The organism is Coraliomargarita parva (genome assembly GCF_027257905.1).
In the GTDB taxonomy this organism is placed as follows: Bacteria; Verrucomicrobiota; Verrucomicrobiia; order Opitutales; family Coraliomargaritaceae; genus Coraliomargarita_A; species Coraliomargarita_A parva.
The window spans coordinates 260,951-287,188 of sequence record NZ_JAPZEI010000006.1 but is presented as its reverse complement, the minus strand read 5'-3'; the positions used below and the strand labels follow the sequence as shown (position 1 = coordinate 287,188).

Below are 26,238 nucleotides of genomic sequence, written 5' to 3'. Positions count from 1 at the left end.
GACGCATTGCGCACCGGGGACCCGTCTCCGCTAAAGCTACGCCGAGGCATGCGGGAATGGCACTACTTTAAGCTTCTTATCGTAGTGGCGACTTCAGTCGCCATCGAGCCGAGGTGGCTTAGGATGCTGAATATGGCAGCTAAAGCAGCCACTACGAGCGACGCTTTGTTGCAATAGGAACCCTTCAATTTGTCCTTAAAGTAGTGCCATTCGAGGCATGCGGTGCTGCGCTACCACAGAAATCATCAAATCCCCTAGCCCATCGGGTAGGGGTAATCCGCCGAGATCGCATCGATGGCCTGCAGAATCTCATCACTGAGCTTCAGGTCCGCGGCCGCGAGGCTGGGCTTGAGCTGCTCGATGGAATTCGCGCCGATGATGGTGGAAGCAACGAAGTCATGCTGCTTGCTCCAGGCGACGGCGAGGGTCACGACATCCATGCCGTGCGACTCGGCCAACTGCATCAGCGCCGCGGTCGTGGCCAGGCTCTTCTCGTTGACGAAGCGCTTGGCCATGATCTTCTGGCGCTCGCCATCCCCCTTCAGGTAGTCGGTAAAGCGTGCACCTTCAGGAAGCTGCCCATCATTGTACTTGCCGCTGAGCACGCCGCCCGCGATCGGCGAGTATGGCAACAGGCTGATGCCTTCACGGCGGCAGATATCGGCCAGTGCATCCTCGAAGCGCCGGTTGTTGATCGAGAAATTGTTCTGGATGGTCTGATAGCGGGCCAAACCGAGCTCCTTCGCGGTCTGATTGGCCTTCATGGTGCCCCATTCCGTCTCGTTGGAACTACCGATCACACGGACCTTTCCTTCCTCGACCAGCTCGGTAAGCACCTCCAGAGTTTCCTCATAACCGAAATCATGGTCCGGCCAGTGCGTCTGATACAAATCGACGTAGTCCGTCTGCAGGCGGCACAGGCTGCCTTCGATCGCCGTCCGGATATGATGACGGTCCAGTGCCGTCTTGCCCTTGCGCACCGGCGGCACAAACCAGCCATGCCCGGGGCCGACCACCTTCGTGGCCAAAAGAATGGAATCGCGGTCTTTACCCTTCAGCCACTTGCCGACGATCGTCTCCGTACGGTGTACCCATTCCGCCTTGGGCGGCACCGGATAGATCTCCGCAGTGTCAAAGAAGTCCACTCCGTGGTCGTAGGCATAGTCCATCACCTCGAAAGAGGCCTTCTCTTCCAACTGGGAACCAAAAGTCATGGTCCCCATGCAAATTTCCGAAACCACCAGTCCACTGCGTCCTAAACGTCTTTTTTCCATTGACCTAAGCTAGTCATAAGAGGTGACGGCTGACAAGTAGTGGGAAGGATTTGTCATAGAAAAAGGGAATTTTACATTTCGAAAAGCTCACGACGGTTAGCCTGAAACATTGACGAACTAGGCCCCCAGAGGCTAATTTTTCAGAAAGGAAATGAAATCAGTCTCTATATTGGCAGCGACCACAGTCGTATTTCTCGCATCAACTAATGGCGAAATCGTAATTAACGATTTCCTAAGTTCCGAGGGTTTTATCGATGCCGATACGAAGGCGGATAAGCTCGATTGGGATGCGCTGTTTATTTCGAGGGCGCTACCAATAGAAGCTCCAACATCTACTATATACTTCCAATTAAATCTCAACAGACAGGAAATTTTTGGCTACTATAGAAACGAAAAGAAAGAGATGAGTGTTATCCCCCCCAACAATCTCTACTATGTAACAACATCAAGAAAAGACGGCGAACTGGATTCAATTGAGATAAGAGAAAAAGAGAATGCAGACCTAGTATATCGAATTAAAGTAGACGGTCGAAAACTAACAGTTGTTTTGGCTCCGAAAGGTTATGTGGACCCTATTAGATTTATGGATATAACATGGGCTCCATGGTCCCCCTACAAGAACCGCGAAGTAGATACAACGGAAAGCAAGAAAGACTGATCGAGTCGGCATAGCCAATGTCTTTCGCGCTCCGCGCTACAGCCATTGCCAGCCTCCACGCCAGAAAGAGCCCTGCCAATTTACAGCGGCTCCACGCAATAGCCCAAGTGCGTCATGGTAAAGTGGCAGACCGGCTTATCGTTAATGGTCGTCCACTCGTAGCCGTCGATACGGTAGCGGGAAGGCGGCGGCATATTGATCTCGAAAGTGCCGGGATTGAGTGAGAAACCGGTAATATCCGCACTGCCCGGCCAGATGGTGGCACCCGGCGGCGGGTTCAAGGTGATGAGGATCCCGTTCTGCCAAACCTTGGCCCCCTCGAGGTCGTTGGAGAAACTCCATGGCCCCTTGGTTGTAATGACATTGCCGGTGGCCAGGCAACCGTTCAGGGCATCGCTCAAGGCCTGGTAGAGGGGCGTCGTCGTCGGGCCATTGTTACCGGGATACTCGAACATGGAGGGCGAGAAATCGCCGGTATCATAGCCGCCGGACATCGGCATGGCCCCGCGGTAAAGCTGCGGATAGTCGGCCACGGAAACCGGCGGCAAGGACAGGACGGCATTGGCAAAGACATCCATCTCCGCGGCAGCGAGCGGCTTAACCTTCGCATAGACGGTTTGCAGTTGCGCAGACACATCCTGTTCCGAGTTGGCCGGCTGCATCATGAACTGATTCATAAAATTGGCATCCTGAGCGGTATAACCGGGGTAGTTGCAGCCCCAGATCACGCGCGCAATGGTCGGCAGGTCCAGCGGCTTGCCCTCGACTCCGGTATATTCCAGTTGGTGAAAAAGGTCCTGCCTGATAAAACTCGCAGAGGTCCAGTCGTAGAGCGACATGGCGAGGTCGAAACCAAAGGGGTTACCCGGAAAGTAGCTGTCCGCCAGAGCTTGCAGCTCGGCATCCGACTTGGGCGTGCCGCTGGGCGGGTCCTGGTACGGCACAATCTTCAGCCGGATCATCTCACGGAAGGCCTCAATCGTCTCCCCAGTCAACACTGGCAATGGCTGCAGCGCCCCTTGAACCTCCGCGCCATTCTGGTTAACCGAAAAACCGCCGGACGGCTCCACCTCTATCTGCAATTCACATACAGCCCCACAGACCAACTGCAGACCGTTGATCATCAGCAGATTGTAAATCAAGCCGCCATTGTGCTGCTCGGTATAGCTGAAGTCCAGATAGCCGTAGGGCGCGACTACGATGCGTATCAGGACACCCGGGGTGTCGCGTTCATAATTGAGAGCCGGTTCGCCGTCGCAGGCATAAAGCTGCGTGGCTCCCGGAGCGTCAAAGCTGGTAATTTTCCACATGGTAGAGGGTCGGTCCGAGCCAGCTTTGCGTGGAAACCGGATACGTCAACAGCGTCTCCACCCAGCCTGAAAAAACGCATTCCTTAACCCTAACTTAAGGTCCGGTCTGCTAAAGTATGCGTATAAACTTCAAAACCAATCGACCATGAAAACCTATACCAAAGCCAGCACGCTCATTATCGGAGCCATCCTCTCGGCCGGCATTCCACTGTCCGCACAACACAAGCCCGGTCCGGAGCGGGGGGAACCGAGTCCGGTCTACAAGCAAAAGGAGAAGAAACCGGAATCTGAAAGCAGCAGCTTCTTCTCGTTCGGAATCTCCCTGCCAAACGGCTCGATTGAGATCGCGGTCGGAGACAGCAAATACTACGAGCACCGCGGCACCTTCTATCAAAAGGGCCCCCACGGCTACCATGTCGCGAAGCCTCCGGTCGGCGCAGTCGTGCCAGCCCTGCCTCCGGGTTGCGTGCGCTTCTACTCGGGCGGTGTCGTTTATTTCCGCTACGGGGATGTCTGCTACCGCGAAGCACGCGGCGGCTACATCATCGTGGAAATACCGGTGAGCGTTTCCAAGACCCCGGTGACACCGGCCGAGGAGTACCACTCGGTCTGGCTAAACGAAAGGGAATACCTATTCAAGGACGGACAATTCTTCGTCAACACACCAAACGGGTTATCCTGGGTGGAAGCACCGCTCGGAGCCACGACCAAAATCCTGCCTTCCGACGCCAAGAGCATCTGGTATCAGGAAATTGAATACTTCGAGTCGGACGACATCTTCTTCCGCAAGACTCCGGACGGATACAAGGTAGTGAAGACGCCATGGAAATAACAAACCCGCACCGCCTGGTATTCGAGGAGCAGGAACTCGAGGCCCGCCTCGGGTTCCAACCGGGGAAGTACACAAACCCGAACAAGACACTGGCATTCCTCATCGCCGGAGTGCTCTGGTTCGCATTCTACACCGCCCTTCACTTCCTGCCGCCGGAGATCCGTAGCCACCGGCTGGTCAGCATCTTCACGGAGCGCGGAAGCATCCAGTACATCACAAGCTACGCTTTTCTCTGGGGCCTGATTCTGGTCTGGCTCAAGTCAAGAAAAGCGGAAGTACAGTCCTCCGCACTCCGCATCCTGCTGAACAAGAACTTCGGTTGTTACCGCTTCGCACCGGACAACGCCGAGCAATGGCACACATGGGTCAACCGTCTTGCTGACAAGCCGCAGAAGTACATGCTGCTGAACCGGCTGCGTGTCGCGTTCGCCTCACTGGCCAACATGCGGGATCCCGGCGGTTTGCCGGAAATTCTCAATCATCACGCGGAGTCCGACGAGCTGCAAATTGAAAGCAGCTACAGTCTCATCCAAACGCTGCTCTATGCCATACCGGTGCTCGGCTTTATCGGCACGGTACTGGGGCTGGGCAATGCAATTGGCGGTTTCGGCCACACGCTTTCGGCCGGCACGGAAAACCTGAACGGCCTGATCGAATCGCTGCAAGCCGTGGCGGGCGGTCTCTCCGTGGCCTTTGACACCACACTCCTGGCCTTGATCGCCAGCCTGATCCTACAGATCTACACATCCTTCGAACGCGCCCAGGAAAGCGCATTTCTGGAGGACTGTAATTTCTTCATCCAGAATGAATTCTACCCGAACCTTCGCCCCTGCGCCAATCCGGAGGAAACCGCGCCTTGGCAACCGCTCGGAACCTGATTCGCCATGCGACGGCAGACTCCACGCTTTGATTTCTTTGCCTTTCAGGACATTGTGACAGGAACAACCGGTATCCTAATCGTCATCACGCTTTTACTGTCCCTGAGCATCGGAGCCAACCGGATCAACCGCGCACTGGATTCGCGCAAGGCAAAGGCCGGAGAGGCCGAACACATTCTGGAGGCAAACAAGGCCTCGCGAATCCTGCAGACGGAGCTACAGGCCCGACAGGAGGCACTGGCCGAACTGGAAGCGGAGCAAAGCCAGCTGGCCGGCTACCTCCAAACCGAAGTCGACCACTTGAAATATCTGCTGGACCAAGCGGATCCCAGCACGCAATACCGCCGGATCCTGCCACCTCGCGCAAAGGGGCTGCAACACCCCACTCTGGCAATCGCGCATGCGGACAGCCTCACCATCAAAAATGCCGACGGCATCGTGGTCCTCGACCTGAATCTAAAGCGTCCGCTCAGCCAGCTCCAAGCGAGAATGTCAGACCTGGTCTCCTCCGAAAACGGACTCTTGATTCTGGTCAAACCATCCGCTTTTGCCCATTACGATAAGCTGTCCGCCTTCGGACTCAAAAACGGAAAGCTCCAGTTTCCCTACTGCTTTGACATCATCGAGGAAGACTGGGAGGTCGTCCTCTGATGCGCCGGCGACGCACAGCGCCCACGAGCTCGAACCTGCTGCTCGACACACTGACCAATGCACTGGGCGGCATCATCTTCATCGCCTTGCTGGTGGCACTCCTCGCTTACCAGTCCCCGGTACTGGATGGCCTGAATGAAGCGAAACTCGCATTCAGCGAGAAAGAGGTCAACGCCATGCACAAGGAATTGGAGACACTCCCAGCGATGCGTGTAATCGAGGAAAAGATAGCCGACTACAAATCCGCCCTCGAAAAGTACCGAAACACGGAACTCCCCCCCAGTCCGAGCCAGAGCACAGTCGAGGCCTTGGAAAGCGAAAAGGCCGAACTGACTCGCCAAAACAAAGAAAAGAGGCAGGGCCAAGCAAGCTACCGAATCCCGGAACTACGCTCCAGCAAGCGAACACAAAACGCCTATGTGGTGGTCTTCAAAGAAAACAAGGTCTACAGCGGCGTGCTGGACACATCGAAGGCATTGACCGGATCGGTCTCTCCACCCAGAGGACTGGCCTTTGAGGTCGAAGCAAACCGTCTCTGGATTCGACCGGTTGAGGGCAAGGGCCTCGACCTTTCCCGCAGCCTTGAGGAACTACTGAGAGCCGTTGACCAGACACATGGCTTCATCGAGGCAGAGGACTGCAGGCTCTTTCTTTTCGTCTATCCGGACAGCATCGAAAATTTCCACCGCTACCGCCGCCAAGCCATGAAAATGATGCCCTACAGCATGTGGCTGGGACTGGAAGATAAACGTACGCCGATGCTTCTGCTCGATACCGGTGGTGGCAAGCAAGGCACTTACTCGTACTAAATCAAATGTTCCAGCGATACCGCAGTTCAGATTCCGCCATAAACATGCTCGCGCGCCGCAGCCAAGTCATGCTCACCGGATTCCTCGCCTGTTCGCTCCTACTTGCCACGGCACTATTTCGTTCCAACTCAGCGCCCCTGTCAGCTAAAGCAGCCAGCCCCGAAAGCAAGGCTCCGTTCAGCCTTGCCGGATTATCTGTGAACCAGGCACCCGGACTTCAAGGTGAAATCCCTCGACCACCGCCACCGCCGACCGACTGGGAAACAGATTGGCTTTTCGAGATGCCACCGCCTCCCTTTTTCGGGGAGGAGGGCCTCAGGCCACCTCCGTTCCCGCTGTCGGTCCTGGATTAGGACGCCTTACCAGACAACCGGGTGTGTCGCACCTGTCGTGACATTGACCAGACCCTGTTCGTTTCCTTCATAAGGCGCCACCAGCACCCATTTCCATGGCGTGCAGGTCAGGTAGGCAAAGATCATGCGCTTGGGCAAACCCGGTGCACCCAACCACTCCATCTGGTCGGCTTCCTCGTACAAGACTTCGAGCTCGGCTGCGACTGCTTCGGCACTGCGTTGCGACATCAATCCGCCGACTTCGTACTTCACAGTAGCCACCACTTCGCCCTCACGCACGAGCGCCCAGCCGCCGCCCAGCTCGGCCACCGCATTGACGGCTTTGGCCATCGCCTCGTCACTGGAACCCAAGGACCAGACATTATGCAGGTCGTGCGAAATGGAACAGGCGACCGCCGAATTCGGGGTCTTCGGCCCCACGCCGCGCCAGAACATTTTGCCGACCTGGGCGTTGCCGTGATAGCGATCCACCAGTGCGCACTTGGTAATGCCCGCCTCGCTGTCGCGCTGCACCGCGCCGTCCACGATCGGCAGTTCCGCGGTCTTAAAGTCCTCCTCGAAGTAGAACATCTCAAGTAAGGCTGCGGTCGCGGTATCCCCGCCATCCTCCGGAGCCGGAATCACAAAATCGTCCGCGGTGAGTTCACGACCGATGTTCACAGTATTGTAGGCCCATTCCGGATACGTAACCTCAGGAATCCCCAAGAGGTACTTGCCGTCGTCATACGCCAGCACACCGTTCACATAGACCTCCTCGATCGCGACGGTAGCCGGATCGGAAAGGACGACCACATCAGCGTAACGCCCCGGAGCGAGACTCCCGACCAGGTGCTCGACGTGCCAATGGCGGGCCGGATAGAGCGAAGCCATCGCATAAGCGGTTTCGATGGGTGCGCCGGAATCGATCGCCATGCGCACATTGTAATCCATGGTGCCGAGCTCCAGAGAAGCCGCCACATCGCGGTCGTCCGTCGACACGCTCGTATGCGACCAATCCTTCAAGCCCTGCTCGATCAGATACGGTATCACCTTCGGCAAGGCATCCGGCTTCAACTGCAAAAAGACCCCGCGGCTCAGTTTCTCCCATCCTTCTTCAGCCAAGGTCACACCGTGGTCGCTGGACAATCCCGCTGCGGCAAAGGCATTGATCGCATCCGGCGCCACCAGCCCCGAACCGTGACCTTCCACCACACCCCGGCTTTCCCAGGTCGCCTGCATCATTTCCCACAGGCGGCGATAGCCCGGCATCTCCGGATTCCACACACTGGACCAGTCCATCACCTCGTCGAGTCCGAGAACGCGCAAATCGTCTTCCATGAAATGCTTCATTTCCTCGTAGCCGTAATAACCTCCTCCCATTTCAAATGCGGTCGGGGGCGTGGCCGAACCGACTCCGACAAACACCTTTTGCGGACTCCCCGCCTCCTCGGCCAGCAACCAGAACTCATGGTTGTCCATGCCGATCACATTGGACATCTCATGCGATCCTTCGACCGTCCAGGTATTGCCGTCCGACAAAACCATGGGGGCCTCATACTCGGGCGTCACGTGGCTGCTTTCAATATGCTTGTGCGACTCACCAAAACCCGGCACCGCCCAACGCCCCGTCAGGTCCACCGTCTCCTTCGCCGTCCCCGGATAAGTGCCATGATCCCCGACCCAGGCAATACGCTCTCCGGAGACCACGATATCCTGGTTCTCCTCCCATATTCCCAAGTGCACGTTTAGAAGCGTCACATTACTGAGCAGGAGATCCGCCTGCTTCTTCCCTAAAGCCACCAAGGTCGCCTGTTGTCGGGCGGTCGCTTCTTCATTGAAGTCAAAAGGCCGGTCCTTCTCCAGCGGAGTCGCCACCGCGACTTTGGAAGGTTCGGCCGGGAGCGAGACGCCCGCAGCCATGAGGATGCCAATGGTAGAGAGAGCAGCGGTGATTTTCATGGCCGCAATTGAGCAGAGCGAATGCCAAAAGAAGGCCTGCACACGAGTGTCTGAGCATGGCTTCGCTAGACGCGACGCGAGCGGGGATTGCCCACTGGCCCTGAAAATGCTTTAAGCACAACCATGGTTATCAGTCTTGCCGGTTACTCCTTCCTTATACTTGTCGCGTGGCTTTGCTCCTCCTCGCGCAGCCACATCAACTGGCGTACGGTCTTCGGCGCCGTCGCGATTCAGTTCGGGTTCGGCGCCCTGGTCCTGTATGTTCCCTTCGGTAAGGTCGCACTGGAGTGGTTGGCCACTTTCGTATCTGCTGTGATTGCCTTCGGTGACGACGGCATCTCCTTTGTCTTCGGGAGCCTGAGTGACCCGTCCCAGAGCTTCGGCTTTCTCTTCGCCTTCAAGGTCCTACCGGTCATCATTTTCTTTTCATCACTGATCTCAGTACTCTACTACATCCGGGTCATGCCGCTCATCGTCCAGGTCATCGGCGGCGGCATCCGTTTCGTACTGGGCACCAGCCGCGCGGAATCACTCAGCGCCACCGCCAATATTTTCGTCGGGCAAACCGAGGCGCCGCTCGCGATCAAGCCTTACCTGCTCCGCATGACCCGCTCGGAATTCTTTGCCGTCATGGTCGGCGGCATGGCCTCCATCGCCGGCAGCGTGATGGCCGGGTATGCCTCCATGGGCATCGAATTGAAGTACCTGCTGGCGGCCTGCTTCATGGCCGCGCCCTCCGGCCTGCTCTTTGCCAAGCTGCTCCTGCCGGAAACCGAGACCCCCGATAACAGCAAGCTGGAGGAAGACAAGGAAGGCGCGCCGGTCAACCTCTTCGATGCCGCCGCCCACGGTGCCAGCGACGGACTGAAACTCGCACTCAACGTCGGCGCCATGCTTCTGGCTTTTATCGGCCTCATCGCATTGATCAATGGTGCGCTCTCACTGGTCGGCACTCTTTTCGGATTCGAGGACCTGAGCCTCCAGCTCGTCCTCGGCTATCTCTTCAGCCCGCTCGCCTGGCTCATCGGACTCCCCTGGCAGGATGCGGTCACGGGCGGCTCCTTTATCGGTCAAAAGCTCGTACTCAACGAGTTTGTCGCCTTCTCGGAACTGAAGCCGGTCCTTCCGGATCTGGCCCCGCGCAGCCAGGCCATCATCACCTTCGCACTGTGCGGCTTCGCCAATTTCTCCTCGATTGCCATCCTTCTGGGTGGATTGGGCAACCTCGCACCCAGTCGCCGACCGGAAATCGCGGAACTCGGCATGAAAACAGTCCTCGCCGGCACTCTGGCCAACCTCTCAAGCGCTGCAATTGCCGGTATGCTTATCTCGTAAATAAGCCATCCTTATAGGCAGCAGCAAAGTCGTATTTACGTTAGACCTTTACGTCGATTGCCCTAGATTAACCGTAAGGAGGTATCTATGAGGCTCTATACCGAATTTGCATCGGCCGAACGGTCCAGCTGGGAAGAACTCTACCAGCAAATCACCTCCATCAAGTCCTGCAGTAGCCTCGTCGACCTGTACGACCAGCTGGATGAAAACCTAATGCTGCTGAACCAGCACCGGCAAATCGTGTACCTGAATCCAACCTGCCTGCGAATGTTGGGCTTGGACGATCCGGCCAAAGCCTACGGGTGCCGCCCGGGCGAGGTCATGCACTGTTGCCATGCCACCGAGGACTCCAATGGCTGCGGCACCTCCTGGCATTGCCGTTTTTGCCAGGCCTTGCGCGCGTACATGGCAAGCCAGTCCGGCCGCGTCGCGGTGAAGAACTGCCACATCCAACTTGAATACAGCAACCAGACCATACACTGCCGGATCGGCTGTATCACGATGCGTGTCAATGGGCAGCCATACACCTTGCTCCAAATCGAACCGATCGACACAAGCAGCAGCTCAAAACAGGACGAACGTCTCCAGGACCTGAGACGCCGCTAATCCGAAGGACAACGCCCGGCCTAGCTTAAGCCAAGCCCCGCTGGCTGCCTTGGACGAATTCAAGGAAGGCCCGGACCACGGGATCTTCCGCATCCTCCGTCGCCACGAGTTTCTCGATGGCTTGGCTACGATTGAGCCCTTCCTTGTAGAAAACCTTAAAGATGCGCCGCACCAAAGAGACCTGATCCGGGGTAAATCCCGAACGCTCCATACCAACCTTATTGGTGGTCCGAACCATGGCGGGATTGCCGTCCCCGATCATGTAAGGTGGAATGTCCTGAACAACCTTGGAGGCTGCACCCGCCATCGCGTAGTCGCCGATCCGGCAGAACTGGTGCACGCCGGAACCCCATCCGATATTGACGTGGTCTCCGACCTCCACATGGCCTCCCAAAGCCGCATGGCTACTCATGACCAAGTGATTCCCGACAATACATTCGTGGGCCACATGACTGTATGACAGAATGAGATTGTGGTCACCCAGTACGGTCTCGGTTTCCTCCGTTGTCGCGCAGTGCACAGTGGTAAATTCGCGGAAGACATTGCCCGATCCGATCCGCAGCCCCGGCGAACCGCCACGGTACTTCAAATCATGAGTCTTGCCCCCGACATAGGCATAGGGATGCACCTCGTTGTTTTCGCCCATGGTCGTAGCTCCATCCACGGTGGCATGGTGCATCACATGTGTGCCCTTGCCGATTTTGGCCATGGGGCCGATGTAGGCGTAGGGCCCGACGCGGACGCCGTCGTCCAATTCAGCCCCGTCTTCGATGACAGCGGTGGAATGTATTTCCGTCGACATGTGCGTGCTCCTTAGTCCTGAGTATCCGCCAACATGAACATCAGTTCGGCGCTAGAGACGACCTTGCCGCCAACCTTGCACTCGGCACTGGCATTGGCCAACTTGTTGCCACGAACCTTGTTCAGCTTCACATGCACCTCAAGGGAATCTCCGGGCTCGACGGCCTGACGGAACTTCACCTTGTCCGTGCTCATGAAAAAGGCGATTTTGTTCTCCCCTACGGGAATGCGCCGGAGCAGGAGCACACCGGCCGCCTGGGCCATGGCTTCAATCTGCAGGACCCCCGGCATGACAGGACGTCCCGGATAGTGCCCTTGAAAGTAAGGTTCATTGATGGTCACGTTCTTGAGGGCCACCAACTCGTTTTCGTCGATGATCTCCAACACACGGTCGATCATGACAAAGGGATAGCGATGCGGGAGCAGGTCCAGCACACGGCGAATATCAAGGCTGCTTTCGTGTGCTTCCACCATTCTCGGTCGGTCCTTGGCTGCCGCCTCCTTTTTCGCCCCCTTGGCCTTATCCAGCATCTTCTTGCGCAGCGCCTTGGAAAGCTCGGCATTCAGGGCGTGGCCGGGCCGCACCCCGATGATGTGCGCCTTGATCGGCATCCCCACAAGAACGATGTCACCGATGATATCGAGCATCTTGTGACGGACAAACTCGTCCTTGAAACGCAGCGGTTCCTTGGAAACGATTTTATCTCCTTTGATAACGATGGCACTGTCGAGACTGCCGCCCTTGATCTTGCCCAGCTTGAGCAACTCCTCAATGTCCTCGTAGATGGTGAACGTACGTGCCGGAGCAATCTGCGCGATGTAGGTCTCGGGATCCACATCAAGCATCAGGTGCTGGGTATGGATGCCGCGGTCATCCGCCGAGGTGCAGGTGATACGGAAACCGTCATGCGGCAGGGCAATAATGGAACTGCTGCCACGGGTCACAGAAATCGGCTCGTCGAGGACGAAATATTCACGTTCCGCATCCTGTTCGACCGGTTCCGCCTGTTGGACCAAGTTGACAAAATGCTTGGCTGAACCATCCAGGATAGGGGGCTCACTGGCATCCATCTCGATCAGCACGTTATCGACCCCGCAGCCATTCAGAGCGCTCAGTACGTGCTCGACAGTATGCACCTTGGCATGACCGTCCGCAATGGTGGTACTCCGCACCAGATCGTCAACCAAGTCGATCAGCGTTTTGAGCTCCGGCTTGCCGTAAAGGTCCATGCGCTTAAAGACAATCCCGTGATTCACCGGTGCCGGTTTAAGCGTGAGATGGACTTCTTCGCCCGTGTGCAAGGACTTCCCGCTAATGGAGACTTCCCTCAAGATGGTGCGCTGCTTCATGAAATTGGTAATAAGACACGTTGGGCTGGGTCCGGAATGGAGCACAGCTAGTGGAAATGCCCCAAGCTAGGACTTGTCACGAACATGTAAAGCATCCGTTTTGGCTCCGTGCCGCCATTCCGCAGGTCCCATTCCTGAATAATAAGGAATATTACCTCCGTTCATTTGACTTCCTTATCGCATATCGCAATATTACGATAAAGAAATGATGGCACTGAACCATACAGACCGCTTTTCGGCCGAATATAGCGAACTCGCCGCTTTCGCCGGAGCGATGGCGCATCCCGCGCGAATTGCGATCATCAACCTGCTTCAGGAGAAAGGCGCAGCCTCCTGCGGTGAAATCGTGGCGATGCTTCCACTGGCCCAGGCAACGATTTCGCAACACCTGCAAGTGCTCGTAAAGGTCGGCTTGCTTCAGCGTCAAAACAAGGGTCCTAAGACTTGCTACTCAATAAACTGCGATGCTCTCCGCAGTTTTTGCCACAATTTCCAGTGCACCCTCGGCACTGTCGAACAAGAGAACAATACCGAACAATCAAAATAAAGGCAGGCTATGAACCTCGATAAAGCAGTCATGATCTTCGCAGGATGCGTCGTTCTGACGAGCGTCGCCCTCGCTTTTTTCATCAGCAACTGGTGGCTACTGCTCACCGTCTTTGCTGGTTGCAACATGATCCAGGCAGCCTTCACCGGCTTCTGTCCCATCGTCTATCTACTCCGTGCATTCGGCATCCCCGCCGGCTGCGCTTTCAAGGGCAAGAATCAGGCTGATTCAGAATAGCCCAATCCTCCATCCCCGACATCCCCCGCCTATGAAACCGTTCGTCGAATTCACTCTGCGAAGGCCACGGACAATTATAGCCGTCAGCGCAGTCATAACACTTGCCATGCTCTTACTGGCGGCTCTTCCCAGTATTTCCCCAAAGACCTTCCCCTACCTGAACGGAGTGAAGGTCGACACGGACCCGGAAAATATGCTGGCCTCGGATAACCCTGCGAGGATCCTCCACCGCGCGGAGAAAACCGAATTCACGCTCTACGACCAGATCGTGCTTGGCGTGGTCAACGACGTCAACCCCGACGGGGTCTTTAACACCAAGACACTGGGCAATATCTACGCGTTGACCGAATACGCCAAATCGCTCGAAGGCGTGATCGCCCCCGAGTTGATCGCCCCCTCCACCGTCGACAATATCGAGCAGGCTGGCATCGGTGCGGTGTCCTTCAACTGGCTGATGCCCAAGCCTCCCCAGACCGAAGCCGAGGCCACACAGATCCGCGATGCAATGCTGCGGCTGCCCATGATGCGCGGATCGTTGATCGACGAGAACGGCAAATCACTGATGCTCTATATCCCGATCCAAAGCAAAGACATGAGCAACCGGATCTCGACGGCACTCCTGCAGAAAATCGACAGTCTGGACAAAGCCGACGGCGAAGCCTACCACATCACCGGCCTGCCGGTCGCCAACGACACTTTCGGGGTGCAGATGTTCGTCCAAATGGCGATCTCCGCGCCCATGGCGATGGCACTGATCTTCGCGCTCATGCTGCTCTTCTTCAAGCGTTTCGGCCTGATCCTCTCACCGATGCTGGTGGCCATGATGACCGTGATCATCACGATGGGAGCATTGATCGCGAGCGGACAGACGATCCACATCATGTCGTCCATGATTCCGATTTTCATCATGCCGATCGCCGTCCTGGATGCGGTACATATTCTCTCGGAATTCTACGACCGCTATCACCTGATCGGCAACAAGCGGGACACCATCCGCCAAGTGATGCATGAACTGTGGAAACCGATGTTTTTCACCTCCCTGACCACGACGGCCGGTTTTGGCTCACTCATGCTGGCTCCGATTCCGCCAGTCCAGATTTTCGGGGGGTTTATCGCAACCGGCGTGATGTTGGCCTGGTTACTCACGGTTACCTTCATCCCAGCCTATATCTTGATGCTGCCGGAAAAGTCCTTGAACAACTTCGGGCTCAAGCATCAGGACGGCGACCACAGCAGCGGGCTCCTTCGAGGCATGGCACGCCTGACCGGCTCCTTCCCCAAAATGATCCTGGCACTTGCCCTGTTACTTCTGGGCATTTCCGCCTACGGCATCAGCCGCATCCAGATCAACGACAATCCGGTCAAATGGTTTGAGCCGAAGCACCGGATACGGGTCGCCGACAAGATCCTCAACGAACGCTTTTCCGGAACCTACCCCGCTTACATCCTGATCGATGCAGGCCAGGAAAACGCCTTCAAGGACCCGGAGATGCTCAATTACCTGAATAAGTTCCAGGCGGAGCTCGAAGCCCATCCGAATGTCGGAAAGACCACATCCGTCACCGCGATCGTGCAAACGGTCTACCGCGAGATGATGGAGGGCAACTCCGACTATTACCGGATCCCCGGGAGCAACCGGGCGGTCGCCCAGACCCTGTTGACCTTTGAAAGCAGCCACCGCCCGAGTGACCTCTACCACTTCGTCACACCCGACTTCTCCAAAGCCGTCGTCTGGCTACAGCTCAACAGCGGCGACAACCGCGAGATGAGCAGCGTGGTCAAGTACGCCGACCAATACATGAAAGACCATCCGATCCCCTCGGAAGCCACATCCGACTGGTTCGGCCTCACCTATATCAATGTCATCTGGCAGGAAAAGATGGTCGCCGGCATGCTGGAAGCCCTGCTCTCCTCCTTCGCCATCGTCCTGGTTCTGATGATCGTGCTCTTCCGCTCCGTCTGGTGGGGCACGCTCTCCATGATTCCTTTGACCCTGAGCATCGCCATCATCTACGGCATCATCGGTCTGGTCGGGAAGTCCTATGACATGCCCGTCGCCGTGCTTTCCTCGCTCAGCCTCGGACTGGCCGTCGACTACGCCATCCACTTCCTCGCGCGCAGCCGCGTGACGAGGCTGCGTCACCCGGACTGGAAATCCACCCTTCCGGAAATGTTCGGCGAGCCGGCACGTGCGATCACCCGCAACATCATCGTCATCGGCGTGGGATTCACCCCACTGCTGCTCGCCCCTTTGGTGCCTTACCAGACAGTCGGCATGCTCATCTCCGCAATCCTGCTGATCGCAGGCTTGGTCTCACTCCTCGTACTTCCGGCACTGATAACGGTCTTCGAAAAGCAACTGTTCAAAAACGCACCCACCGAATGACTCAGCACTCATTCCCGCAACCTTACACATCATGAAACGTATCCTCCCCAGTCTATTTCTTATCCTGGCAAGCCACGCCTTTGCCATCACCGCGCAGGAGGTCGCCAACAAGGCAGCCGCAGCGTCCTATTACACGGGACAAGACGGCCGCGCCCACGTGACCATGACGATTACCGACGCCCAGAACCGGGAACGCAGCCGCGAGTTGACCATCCTGCGTCACGATGAAACCGACTTGGGCGACCAGCGCTTCTACGTGTATTTCCAGGAACCGGCCGATGTTGCCGATACGGTCTTTCTCGTCTACAAGCATCCGGATGGCGATGACGACCGCTGGCTTTACCTGCCTGCGCTTGACTTGGTCCGCCGCATCGCGGCCAGTGACGAGCGCACCAGCTTCGTCGGCAGTCACTTCTACTATGAAGATGTCTCCGGACGTTCCCCCACCGAGGACGAACATGAATTGCTGGAAACCACTGACAACTATTACGTTCTGCTCAGCAAACCGAAGCAGCCGGACAAGGTCGAGTTCGCCAGCTACAAGACCTGGATCCACAAAAGTAGCTTCCTGCCGGTCAAAACCGAATACACGAACAAGCAAGGCAAGGTCTACCGCAACTATCAGGCCCTAAAAGTTGAAACGATCCAAGGGCAGCCAACCGTCATGGTGTCCAAAATGACGGATCTCGACCGCGGAGGCAGCACCACCTTGACTTACAGTAAGGTGCAATATGACCTCGGCATCGAGGCCGATATATTTACGGAGCGTTACCTCCGAACTCCGCCTCACCAGTACCTCAATTAGCCCCCCCCTAAAAGCAAGCCTCCGTCCCCACGCTCATGCTGAAATCGTCGTTGATCTTCCTGCTAACCGCAGCCACATGCCTCGCAGAGGAGCCACCCCTGCCTTTGGGGCTCGGATCGGACGAACCAGCCCTGCCGGCCGGGCTCTCTGGCGAGGCGCCTGCCTTGCCGGAAGGATTGGGCGGCGATGAACCCAGTCTGCCCGTCGGTCTCGGGGAGCCCCCAGCCTCCCCAGGCGAAACGGCAATACCCGAGGCAAACTCACCCGGCCCAATCCGTTGGGACCTGAACGGCTTCGCTGAACTGAGGGCAGGCGCCTGGACACAGGAGAATCCGGTAGAGCCTGAAGCTTCACTGGCCGAGCTACGCTGGCAACTCGACCTCAGCGCACACTACAAATCGACCTCCGGGCAGGCCACTGTCGACCTCATCGGCGATGCATTTTCCGACGAGCGATCGATTGACCTGCGTCGAGGCAAAGGCTGGATGGATGTGCGTGAACTATGGATCAGTAGCCCGCTTTCGGACCGGATCGACCTCAAGGCCGGACGCCAAGTCAACACTTGGGGCACAGGCGACTACCTATTCATCAACGACCTCTTTCCCAAAGATTGGCAATCCTTCCTACTCGGCCGAGACGATGAATACCTGAAGGCTCCCGGCAACGCGCTTCGGCTGAATTACTATAGCGAGCCGGCCAACCTCGACATCGTCTACACGCCCCGTTTCGCCCCCGATCGCTACATCAGCGGGGAACGCTTGTCCTATTACAGCGATGCCACCGGTGTGATCGGCGGGGAAGATCAGGAGGTAAGGACAGAGCTGCCCGATTCCGGCGAAATCGCAGCCCGCCTGCATCGACTTATCGGAAGCACGGAAGTCGCACTCTACGCCTACCACGGCTATTGGAAGAGTCCGGCCGGCCAAAACACAAAAGGCAAAGCCATCTTTCCCCGTCTGACCGTCGGTGGTGCCAGTGCACTCAAACCCATCGCCGGAGGAATCGCCAAAGCCGAGTTCGGGTACTACTATAGCGGGGACGATTCGGGCGGCGACGATCCGCTCATCCGGAACTCCGAATACCGCTTCCTCGTGGGTTATGAACACGAACTCGCGAGCGAGTTGACCGGGTCTTTCCAATGGTATGTCGAGCACATGGACCATTATGACGACTATCTGGACACGCTTCCCGAAGGAGCCGCCGCAAGGGATGAAACGCGCCACCTGCTCACTGTCCAACTCACGAAGTTGCTCATGATGCAAGACCTGCGCCTCTCGATCTTTGTCTTCTACTCGCCGACAGACGAGGATACCTACCTCCGACCGAACCTGCTCTATAAGATCAACGACCAATGGCAGAGCACGGTCGGCGCAAACGTGTTCTTCGGCGAGCACAAGCATACCTTCTTCGGCCAGTTCGAAAACAACACCAACGTTTACTTCTCCCTGCGCCGCAGTTTTTAGCCCGTAGATCAACTGGGCAGGGTCCAGACCTGCCTTCCGGCTGAAGCAAGTCGCCGAGCGCTTCGCCTCAAGCGCTAGATGACCGGAACTGTCGCCTTTAGTGCGTGCCATTCAGCGCAGGTCACCCTACATCTCGGAAGAAGTAAGCAACTTTCCCGTTGCAAGCCCTGTCCCGTATCCCGTATCCCGTATCCCAATCATGCTCGAAAACCTGACAGACAAGCTCGGCCAAGCCCTCCGCAACCTCCGTGGTGTCGGTAAACTGACCGAAGAGAACATGGAAGAGGCGCTGAAAGAGGTGCGCAAGGCGCTGCTTTCAGCGGATGTCCACTTCAAGGTCGCCCGCGAATTTGTCAGCAACGTCCAGGAGCAATGCGTCGGTCAGGAAGTGCTCAAATCGGTGACACCCGGCCAGCAGGTGATCAAGATCATCCACGATGAACTGGTCAAACTCCTCGGCGAAGGTGCGACCGAGCTGGAGGACAAGAAGCCGCTGCGCATCATGATGGTGGGCCTGCATGGCTCCGGTAAAACCACAAGTTCGGGCAAACTGGCCCGCTATTTGGCCAAAAAGCGGGACTACCGGCCCGCACTGGTAGCCTGCGACGTCTACCGCCCGGCCGCGATTGACCAGCTCGAAACATTGGCCAAGGCCGAAAACTGCTTTTTCTACGGCGACCGGGAGGAAAAGAATGTGGTGAAAATCGGCAAGCGCGGCCTGGATGCCGCCAAAAATGCCGAGGCGAACCTTATCATTTTCGACACTGCCGGCCGGCTCCAGATCGACCATGACCTGATCGAAGAAATCAAGGACCTGAAAAATGCGGTACAGCCCGACGAAATCCTGCTGGTGGCAGACGCCGCGCTCGGTCAGGAAGCAGTCAACGTGGCCAAGCATTTCCATGAAGCCGTCAATATCACCGGCATCATCCTGACCAAGTTGGACGGCGATGCGCGCGGGGGTGCCGCCCTCTCAATGAAGACGATCACCGATACGCCCATCAAGTTCATGGGGATCGGGGAAAAGCCGGACGAATTCGAGGTCTTCCACCCCGACCGGATGGCTTCGCGGATCCTCGGCATGGGCGACGTGGTCTCCCTGGTCGAGAAAGCCCAGGAGACCATCGACCAGAAGGACGCCGAGCGGATGGCGGAAAAGCTGCGCAAGGCCGACTTCAACCTGGAGGACTTCCTCGCCCAGATGCAACAAGTCAAGAAAATGGGTTCGCTCGGCTCGATCGTGGGCATGCTGCCCGGAGCCAGTGGCCTGCAGATCGGGGACGAGGAAGAAAAGAAAATGGCCCGCACCGAAGCCATCATCCTTTCGATGACGAAGCAGGAGCGCCAGCAACCGCGCCTCCTCCGCGGCAGCCGCTTGAAACGGGTAGCCGATGGCTCGGGCGTCCAGGTCAAGGAGGTCAACGCGCTGCTCAAGCAGTTCGGCCAGATGCAGAAAATGATGAAGATGATGCGGGGCGGCAAAGGCCGGAAGATGATGAAGGCCATGAAGGCTCAAATGGACGAAAACGGCGGCATGCCGGGCATGCCAGGCATGTAGACGACAGGCTGGCGTCGGGGCGCGGATGTAAGGATCGGCTTGAAAAGTGCTCAAACTGCATCGATAAGTTGCTACGATGCTGAACGACGACCTTGATATCGAATCACCACTGGAAGACCTGGACACCATTCTGGTCGACGAGACTGCCCTGAAGTCCCGGCTGCATGAGCTCGGACGGCAAATTTCAGCGGACTACAAGGGCCAGGAAATTGCCGTAATCGCCATTATCAATGGTGCCGTCATTTTCGTAGCCGACCTGATCCGCCAAATCAATCTGCCGCTCCAACTGGACTGCGTCCGTGTCTCCAGCTACCACGACGAAGCGAAACCCGTGCGTACACCGGAGATCATCGACCGCATCCGGCTGGATCTGCAGGACGTCCACGTCTTGCTCATCGACGACATACTCGATACCGGTAACACGCTCTCCAAAATCGTGGAGGTCATCCGGAAGATGGGGCCCGCCAGCCTGAAGACCTGCGTCCTGCTGGACAAGCAGACTCCCCGCAAGGTGGACTTCGAAGCCGACTACGTGGGCTTTGTCGTGCCCGATGAATTCGTCGTCGGCTACGGTTTGGACTTTGCCGAACGCTACCGCCAATTGCCCTGCATCGGGGTTCTCAAGCCGGAATTGCAGAACCCGCCGGAGTGGGGCTGATCGCAGGAGCTACAGCGCCTGCTGCTCCAGCTCGACCCAGACCGTCATGGCCTCTTCCGTGAGATAGCGCTGGATCGCAGCTTCTTTCATTCCAAGACCGGTGAGCGCAAAACGGGTCATCTGCACCGCCACCGAATCAATGCGGCCCCGGTATCGTACGACAGGCGGTGATTGCAGACGTACCAGGCCGGAGGCACTCGCCAGGTGCTGGACGAAATGAAAGAGGTTCTCCGCGGGGATATCCGGCAGGCGAACATCACCACATTCTTGCGCCACGTTGAGGGAATCATCGAAGAAACGCTTGATCGGAGGCACCCAACGCTTGAGGAAGCGACGGGCAAAGACGCCGTCCTCGGTAAAGCTGCGATAGAAAAGCCGAACCGTGGGATCGCCCAGCGAGGGCTCATGTATCACCACCAGCCGGATGAACATGAAGACCAGCTGTACCAAAGCCCCGGTCCCCGGCTCCAACTTGCGAGCCAAGCGTACGACTACCGGCTCGATACGGTGCTCATAGCGCGTCAGAATCTCCTCAAAGAGCGCTTCCTTGGTCGGGAAATAACGGAAGATCAAGGCCTCGGACACATCGCAGGCCTTCGCCAACTCGCGCGTGGAAACCCCGCTCAAGCCCTTCTCCGCAAAAAGTGGAAGCACCGCGGAGAGGATCGCCTCCTTGCGCGCTTCCGCGGATAACCTGCGCTTCTTTGTGTCTGCCATCAACTCAATGAAGGAGGCTGCAACTCAAGCGGCAAGCCTTTAGCTTTCAGAGTCCACAGGCTCAAACAGCGGAATCTGGCGGAGTTCCTTCACGATGATCAGCCCCTTGTCGGTCAGACGGATATCAGGAATCACGGAAAGCGGAATCAGGTTGAAGCCCATATATGGAATCCCCAGTCCCTTCGCCTCCCATGCCCGCTTGAATACTTCCGTTTCAGCCTGCACGTCCGTCGCCCGCTTGTCCGAGAGCAAGCCGGAAAGCGGCAGGGGCACGGAGGCAATCACTTCTCCATCCTCCACCATCACGATTCCACCCCGCATGGTCTCAATTGCACGCAGGGCAATCTCCATGGACGCTTCATCCGCACCGGCAATGACGATATTGTGCGCATCATGCCCGACACTGGAAGCCACGGCTCCGGAGCTCAGCTTAAAGCCAGCCATCAGCCCGTGCCCAACAGTGCCGGTAAGGCCATGGCGTTCAACGACAGCCACATGACAGAGATCGTGAGCGCCGAGCAAAGACGTCCAATCCGGGTAGGCCTCCAGTTCCATCGGCTGATGGAAACAAGCCACCCCCGGCAGCTTGACTTCCATCACATTCGCAACGCAGGGCGCATCCGGGAGTTCGGGAATCAACTCCACCTGTCCGGGGAGACGGACAGTCTCATAGGCAGCCTGCGGATAAGGCCAGCGTTTGTGCGTCAATTGCTCCTCCAATTGCGGCGTGGGCTTACGCCCTTCAATCAGGAGCTCGCCGCCGTACCAGGTATTTTGGGGCACAAATGCATCGTCCAGAAGTACTATATCAGCGCGACGTGAATGCCCCAGGGCACCAATCTCATGATCCATTGCGTAACGTGTCGCCGGGTGCAGCGAAATCATGCTCCAGGCCTGCAGAGGATTCAAGCCGCTGCGCATCGTCTCACGTGCGCACCAGTCCAAACCGAAAAGAAAGAGATCCTCGGCATCGCGGTCATCCGTGCAGAGGCAAAGTCGCTTGGTATTGGCCCCCAACTTCGTCACCAGAGTGATGATGTCCGGCAAGGCATGCCAGGCCGTCCGGGGATTCCCCGCCCTCATGAACAACCAGAGACCGGACTCCAGGAATTCCTCCGCAATAGCCTCATCAATCGCCTCGTGCGTATCGGTAATGCCGCTGGCGGCATAGGCCGCCACGAACTCCTGCCCATAGCAATGCCCGCACACCGGACGGCCCCGTTTGTGGGCTTCCGCCAGAATCGCATGGCTCCGGGGATCCCCCAGCGTGACCGCTACATGGTCCATTTTTTCTCCCAGTGCGACCGCTTCCGGCCACTGGTCAAAGATCTCACCGATCTTGTCCGGGGTCAGGTCACCTCCCGCCGTTTCAAATTGGGCACCGGCCGCGGGGACCGTACTCGGGACCGTCAAAAAAACCGAAAGCGGCGCATGCCGTGCATCCTCCAACATCCACTCGATACCTGCTACATCGCTCACATTCCCGATCTCATGACTGTCGCAGAATAGTGTGGTCGTTCCATTCAAGAGTGCGGCCTCTGCATAGGCGCAGACCGTCATCATGCTGCTTTCGATGTGCACGTGCGGATCGACCCCGCCCGGTGCCAGAATGCCTCCGTTCACATCGTAAACGTTTGCGCCGGACAGGCCCGACGCCTTGTAGCTTCCCGCAGCCTTCACCGCGGCAATCCGGCCCGCCGTCACCCAGATTTCCTTGTCCGGAAGAAAACGCTCGCTGTAGGGCGACAACACGCGCCCCCCGGTGATGACCAGATCCGGCGCACTGCGAGCCGACGCGACGTCCGCCAGTTGGCGGGAGACTGAAGATAGGGGTGGAACGGAGAAACGTGTCGGCATGGATTGGATGGGTTGAATCGTTGATTGAAAGGAAGTACCAGCCCTCCGGCAGCATTCGCAATGCCAAGCCACGCAAATAAGTAAGCACTTACTTAAGTATGCACGCAAAGCATCCAAGCTGCCCCCAAACACGCCCCCATCTTTAGGCAAGCGGCACCGGCTCTCGTGAGAGCTTTGCACGAATCAGGCCATTCAAGACGCGCACCGACCAAAGAACACCGACACCCCCGGAAAGAAGGTCTGTCAAGACTCTGGCAAAGAAGATCCCGTAAAGCCCGAACCATAAATTGCCGGCGAGCGAAAGCGGCAACAGCAGCACCAACACGCGCACAAGGTTCACTCCGAAGGAATGAAGGGGTTGCTTGATCCCATTGAGAAAGAAGCCGCAGTAGCGATGCACCTCCATCATACCGTAGCCTGCCGGCATGATCCACATATAGCGACTCAGGATACGAATCACCGTCTCGTCTTCGCTGAAGATTCTCGCGATGGGACCGGCGAAGATCGCAAACACCACCGCCATGAACAAACCGAATCCGAAAGCAAAGAGGTAACTGTAGCGCTGGGCATCACGAACCCGGTCGAGCCGGCCGGCACCGAAATTTTGCCCGACAAAGGGCACCAGCGAAATACCGAGCGCCATGGGGACCATGAAGGCGAACATTTCCACACGCCCCGCAGCGCCGCAGGCCGCCACGGCCTCCGGCCCATGCTGCGCCACCAGCCACGTGATCACCGCTCCGGAAATCGGCATGAGCACACTACTCAGGCAACTGGGCAAACCGATCTTCAAGACTTCACCCCAAGAGCGCAACATGGAGCGCGGCGACCAATGGCGAAGACTGATGAGATGATGCTTCCGCCCCAGAACATAAAGCACCGCAGTGCAGGAAAAGGCCCGGGTGATCAGGGTCGCGAGTGCGGCTCCCTTGATTCCCATGGCCGGGACAAAGGCAAAGCCGAAGATCATGATCGGATCGAGAATGATGTTCAGGATGGAACTTCCCATCATGATCATGCTCGGCCGGACGGTGTCACCGGTAGCCCGGACGATATTGGCGGCGGTCATCGGCAAGACCATAAAGACCACCCCGGAATACCAGACCGTCATGTATTCACGCACCAGAGGCATGACGTCATCCCCCGCCCCCAGTAGGCTGAAAAGCGGATCTATTGTCAGCCACCCGGCAACCGAGATCACGGCGACGATCGAAACGCTCAGGATCAGCGTATGCGTGGTAAGAACCCTCGCCTCCTCATGCCGGTCCGCCCCGAGGGCGTGCGAAACCACAGCCGTGGCTCCCATCCCCAGGCCAGCTGAAAGCGAGATCAGAAACATAACCACCGGGAAGCTGAAGCCCATCGCCGCAAGCGGAAGGGTTCCGAGCTGCGCGACAAACCAGGTATCCGCCAGATTGAAGGCATTCATCGCAAAGGTCCCGCCGAGCATCGGCACCGCCATGCGCAATAGCGTGGTGAGCACTGGTCGCTGAGTGAGTCGTGCGGCGGATGAAGGTCGTTCGGACATAATGAAACAATTGTTTCAAATGAAGAACGCGCACAACCTCCGTTTTCAAGCCACGGTCGCATTTTCCACACTTTGGCAGCAAGCAAGCCGATCAAGATTGATATTCCCTGATGCGGTTGCCCACGACTAGAGAAAGTGTCATATTCCATCGATCGGCTCTGAAAAATCCCATGACTTTGACACCCCATTCCCTCACCCGTACACAAGCCTACATTAACGGCCAGTGGCTTGACGCACAGAGCGGCCTAAAATTCAACGTCAGCAATCCGGCCAGCGGTGAAAGCATCGCTCAAGTCGCCGACTGCGGCGCGGAAGAGACCCGCCAGGCCATCGAAGCGGCCGAAGCGACCCTCCCCGTCTGGCGGGCAAAGACCGCGCAGGAGCGTTCGGAACTCCTGCGCCGCTGGCATGGGCTGGTGCTCCAACATAAGGATGCCCTGGCAAGCATTCTCACATCGGAACAAGGCAAGCCCCTGAGTGAAGCCGCCGGAGAGATCGCCTACGGGGGCAGCTACATCCAATGGTTTGCCGAGGAGGCCAAGCGCATCTACGGCGACATGATCCCACCGCCCGCGAACGACAAGCGCATCGTCGTCATCAAGCAAGCCGTCGGCGTGGTCGCGTCGATCACTCCCTGGAATTTCCCCAATGCCATGCTCGCCCGTAAAGCGGCGCCCGCCCTGGCAGCTGGCTGCACCTTCGTGGCAAAACCCGCACACGAAACACCGCTCTCGGCCCTCGCCCTCGCCGCCCTCTCTGAGGAGGCAGGCATCCCTCCCGGTGTATTCAACGTTGTCTGCGGCAGCAATTCCGCAGTCATTGGCCAGGAACTCACGAAGAACCCGCTGGTCCGAAAACTCACATTCACCGGTTCCACGGCAGTCGGCAAACTATTGCAGGAACAGTGCACAGCCACAGTCAAGAAGACCTCCATGGAACTCGGAGGGAACGCCCCCTTCATCGTCTTTGATGATGCCGACCTGAATGCGGCCATCGCAGGTGCCATGGCGTCCAAATACAGAAATGCCGGCCAGACCTGCATCTGTGCCAACCGGATTCTGGTTCAATCAGGCATCCATGACCGCTTCGTCGAACGGCTTCATACAGAGGTATCACGGCTCCAGATGGGCGCAGGCACCGATCCGGCGGTCGACATGGGCCCGCTCATTCACAAGCAGGCGGCGAAAGAGGTCGACGCAATCGTCCAGGACGCACTGTCCTTAGGCGCGCAAGCAAACGCCGGAGGCAAAGTTTCCGAACTGGGCCCCTGCTTTTACGAGCCGACGATCCTAAGCGGATGCACCCCGGCCATGCGCTGCTTCCGCGAGGAAATCTTCGGCCCGGTCGCTGCTGTTTTCAAATTCGACACGGAAGCTGAAGCGATCGAGCTGGCCAACAACACGGAATACGGGCTGGCCGCGTATTTCTACACGCTCGATCACAGTCGCATCTGGCGGGTCGGCGAAGCGCTGGAATTCGGCATCGTCGGCATCAACGAAGGGCTGGTTTCCAATGCGATGGCTCCCTTCGGCGGCGTCAAGCAATCCGGCCACGGGCGCGAGGGCTCGAGGTACGGCATCGATGACTACATCGAGATCAAGTACATGTGCATGGGTGGTATTTAAAATATCGATACAACTTACCCTCAAACATAAGATGCATTTGCCCGCGACAAAACAAGGAGCAA

General features: G+C 57.4%; 24 protein-coding genes. 16 read left to right on the top strand and 8 right to left on the bottom strand.

Annotated elements, in window-relative coordinates:
* Positions 1-254 precede the first annotated feature (254 nt).
* Positions 255-1,274 (bottom strand): aldo/keto reductase, encoded by a 1,020-nt coding sequence (locus tag O2597_RS11215; RefSeq protein ID WP_269524837.1) that lies wholly within the window; start codon positions 1,272-1,274, stop codon positions 255-257.
* A 151-nt stretch (positions 1,275-1,425) separates the two neighbouring features.
* Between O2597_RS11215 and O2597_RS11210 the strand changes: the two genes are divergently transcribed.
* Positions 1,426-1,932, top strand: coding sequence for a hypothetical protein (locus O2597_RS11210; RefSeq protein WP_269524835.1), 507 nt, complete (start codon positions 1,426-1,428; stop codon positions 1,930-1,932).
* An 80-nt stretch (positions 1,933-2,012) separates the two neighbouring features.
* On the opposite strand, the gene O2597_RS11205 is transcribed toward O2597_RS11210, so the two are convergent.
* Positions 2,013-3,242, bottom strand: a complete 1,230-nt coding sequence (locus O2597_RS11205; protein ID WP_269524832.1) for a hypothetical protein — start codon at positions 3,240-3,242, stop codon at positions 2,013-2,015.
* A 145-nt stretch (positions 3,243-3,387) separates the two neighbouring features.
* Here O2597_RS11205 and O2597_RS11200 point away from each other — a divergent pair, with 145 nt between their 5' ends.
* The 5 genes from O2597_RS11200 to O2597_RS11180 are packed head-to-tail and all read left to right on the top strand — an operon-like array spanning position 3,388 to position 6,765.
* Positions 3,388-4,074, top strand: a complete 687-nt coding sequence (locus tag O2597_RS11200; RefSeq protein ID WP_269524830.1) for a DUF6515 family protein — start codon at positions 3,388-3,390, stop codon at positions 4,072-4,074.
* On the top strand, positions 4,065-4,952 hold the full coding sequence (locus O2597_RS11195) for a MotA/TolQ/ExbB proton channel family protein (protein ID WP_269524828.1): 888 nt from the start codon (positions 4,065-4,067) through the stop codon (positions 4,950-4,952). Before O2597_RS11200 ends, O2597_RS11195 begins: the two co-directional genes overlap by 10 nt.
* Before the next feature lie 6 nt (positions 4,953-4,958).
* Positions 4,959-5,603: a hypothetical protein gene (locus tag O2597_RS11190; protein ID WP_269524826.1), complete on the top strand. Its 645-nt coding sequence runs from the start codon at positions 4,959-4,961 to the stop codon at positions 5,601-5,603.
* Positions 5,603-6,412: a hypothetical protein gene (locus O2597_RS11185; protein ID WP_269524824.1), complete on the top strand. Its 810-nt coding sequence runs from the start codon at positions 5,603-5,605 to the stop codon at positions 6,410-6,412. The genes O2597_RS11190 and O2597_RS11185 overlap by 1 nt, the downstream gene beginning before the upstream one ends.
* A gap of 44 nt (positions 6,413-6,456) precedes the next feature.
* A complete protein-coding gene (locus tag O2597_RS11180) occupies positions 6,457-6,765 on the top strand; it encodes a hypothetical protein (RefSeq protein ID WP_269524822.1) in 309 nt (102 codons plus the stop codon).
* A 6-nt stretch (positions 6,766-6,771) separates the two neighbouring features.
* On the opposite strand, the gene O2597_RS11175 is transcribed toward O2597_RS11180, so the two are convergent.
* Positions 6,772-8,703 carry an adenine deaminase gene (locus tag O2597_RS11175; RefSeq protein WP_269524820.1) on the bottom strand — a complete coding sequence of 644 codons (1,932 nt, stop codon included), beginning with the start codon at positions 8,701-8,703 and terminating at the stop codon, positions 6,772-6,774.
* Positions 8,704-8,826: 123 nt separating this feature from the next.
* On the opposite strand from O2597_RS11175, the gene O2597_RS11170 reads away from it, so the two are divergent.
* Complete coding sequence (locus O2597_RS11170; protein WP_269524818.1) at positions 8,827-10,038, top strand: NupC/NupG family nucleoside CNT transporter; 1,212 nt, start codon at positions 8,827-8,829, stop codon at positions 10,036-10,038.
* An 87-nt stretch (positions 10,039-10,125) separates the two neighbouring features.
* Entirely contained in the window at positions 10,126-10,644 is a 519-nt protein-coding gene (locus tag O2597_RS11165) for a PAS domain-containing protein (protein ID WP_269524817.1), read from the top strand.
* A gap of 25 nt (positions 10,645-10,669) precedes the next feature.
* Here the strand turns inward: O2597_RS11165 and lpxA are convergent, their stop codons facing one another.
* On the bottom strand, positions 10,670-11,446 hold the full coding sequence (gene lpxA / locus O2597_RS11160) for an acyl-ACP--UDP-N-acetylglucosamine O-acyltransferase (protein ID WP_269524816.1): 777 nt from the start codon (positions 11,444-11,446) through the stop codon (positions 10,670-10,672).
* Between the two features lie 11 nt (positions 11,447-11,457).
* Positions 11,458-12,795 carry a bifunctional UDP-3-O-[3-hydroxymyristoyl] N-acetylglucosamine deacetylase/3-hydroxyacyl-ACP dehydratase gene (locus O2597_RS11155; RefSeq protein ID WP_269524814.1) on the bottom strand — a complete coding sequence of 446 codons (1,338 nt, stop codon included), beginning with the start codon at positions 12,793-12,795 and terminating at the stop codon, positions 11,458-11,460.
* Between the two features lie 205 nt (positions 12,796-13,000).
* Here O2597_RS11155 and O2597_RS11150 point away from each other — a divergent pair, with 205 nt between their 5' ends.
* The 7 genes from O2597_RS11150 (at position 13,001) to hpt (ending at position 20,449) form a co-directional block, all read left to right on the top strand.
* Positions 13,001-13,342 (top strand): ArsR/SmtB family transcription factor, encoded by a 342-nt coding sequence (locus O2597_RS11150; protein ID WP_269524813.1) that lies wholly within the window; start codon positions 13,001-13,003, stop codon positions 13,340-13,342.
* A gap of 9 nt (positions 13,343-13,351) precedes the next feature.
* A complete protein-coding gene (locus O2597_RS11145) occupies positions 13,352-13,579 on the top strand; it encodes a YgaP family membrane protein (protein ID WP_269524811.1) in 228 nt (75 codons plus the stop codon).
* 106 nt (positions 13,580-13,685) lie between these two features.
* Positions 13,686-15,965 carry an efflux RND transporter permease subunit gene (locus O2597_RS11140; RefSeq protein ID WP_269524809.1) on the top strand — a complete coding sequence of 760 codons (2,280 nt, stop codon included), beginning with the start codon at positions 13,686-13,688 and terminating at the stop codon, positions 15,963-15,965.
* A gap of 31 nt (positions 15,966-15,996) precedes the next feature.
* Positions 15,997-16,770, top strand: a complete 774-nt coding sequence (locus O2597_RS11135; protein ID WP_269524808.1) for an outer membrane lipoprotein-sorting protein — start codon at positions 15,997-15,999, stop codon at positions 16,768-16,770.
* A 35-nt stretch (positions 16,771-16,805) separates the two neighbouring features.
* Positions 16,806-18,233, top strand: a complete 1,428-nt coding sequence (locus O2597_RS11130) for a hypothetical protein (protein ID WP_269524806.1) — start codon at positions 16,806-16,808, stop codon at positions 18,231-18,233.
* A gap of 199 nt (positions 18,234-18,432) precedes the next feature.
* Positions 18,433-19,791 carry a signal recognition particle protein gene (gene ffh, locus O2597_RS11125; RefSeq protein WP_269524804.1) on the top strand — a complete coding sequence of 453 codons (1,359 nt, stop codon included), beginning with the start codon at positions 18,433-18,435 and terminating at the stop codon, positions 19,789-19,791.
* A 76-nt stretch (positions 19,792-19,867) separates the two neighbouring features.
* Positions 19,868-20,449 carry a hypoxanthine phosphoribosyltransferase gene (hpt, locus tag O2597_RS11120; protein WP_269524802.1) on the top strand — a complete coding sequence of 194 codons (582 nt, stop codon included), beginning with the start codon at positions 19,868-19,870 and terminating at the stop codon, positions 20,447-20,449.
* Between the two features lie 9 nt (positions 20,450-20,458).
* Here the strand turns inward: hpt and O2597_RS11115 are convergent, their stop codons facing one another.
* The 3 genes from O2597_RS11115 to O2597_RS11105 all read right to left on the bottom strand — a co-directional run bounded on the left by O2597_RS11115 (position 20,459) and on the right by O2597_RS11105 (position 24,551).
* Positions 20,459-21,166, bottom strand: a complete 708-nt coding sequence (locus O2597_RS11115; protein ID WP_269524800.1) for a TetR/AcrR family transcriptional regulator — start codon at positions 21,164-21,166, stop codon at positions 20,459-20,461.
* A 39-nt stretch (positions 21,167-21,205) separates the two neighbouring features.
* Positions 21,206-23,023, bottom strand: coding sequence for an adenine deaminase C-terminal domain-containing protein (locus O2597_RS11110; RefSeq protein ID WP_269524798.1), 1,818 nt, complete (start codon positions 23,021-23,023; stop codon positions 21,206-21,208).
* 142 nt (positions 23,024-23,165) lie between these two features.
* On the bottom strand, positions 23,166-24,551 hold the full coding sequence (locus tag O2597_RS11105) for an MATE family efflux transporter (RefSeq protein ID WP_269524796.1): 1,386 nt from the start codon (positions 24,549-24,551) through the stop codon (positions 23,166-23,168).
* Between the two features lie 170 nt (positions 24,552-24,721).
* On the opposite strand from O2597_RS11105, the gene O2597_RS11100 reads away from it, so the two are divergent.
* Positions 24,722-26,176 (top strand): NAD-dependent succinate-semialdehyde dehydrogenase, encoded by a 1,455-nt coding sequence (locus O2597_RS11100; RefSeq protein WP_269524794.1) that lies wholly within the window; start codon positions 24,722-24,724, stop codon positions 26,174-26,176.
* Positions 26,177-26,238 lie beyond the last annotated feature (62 nt).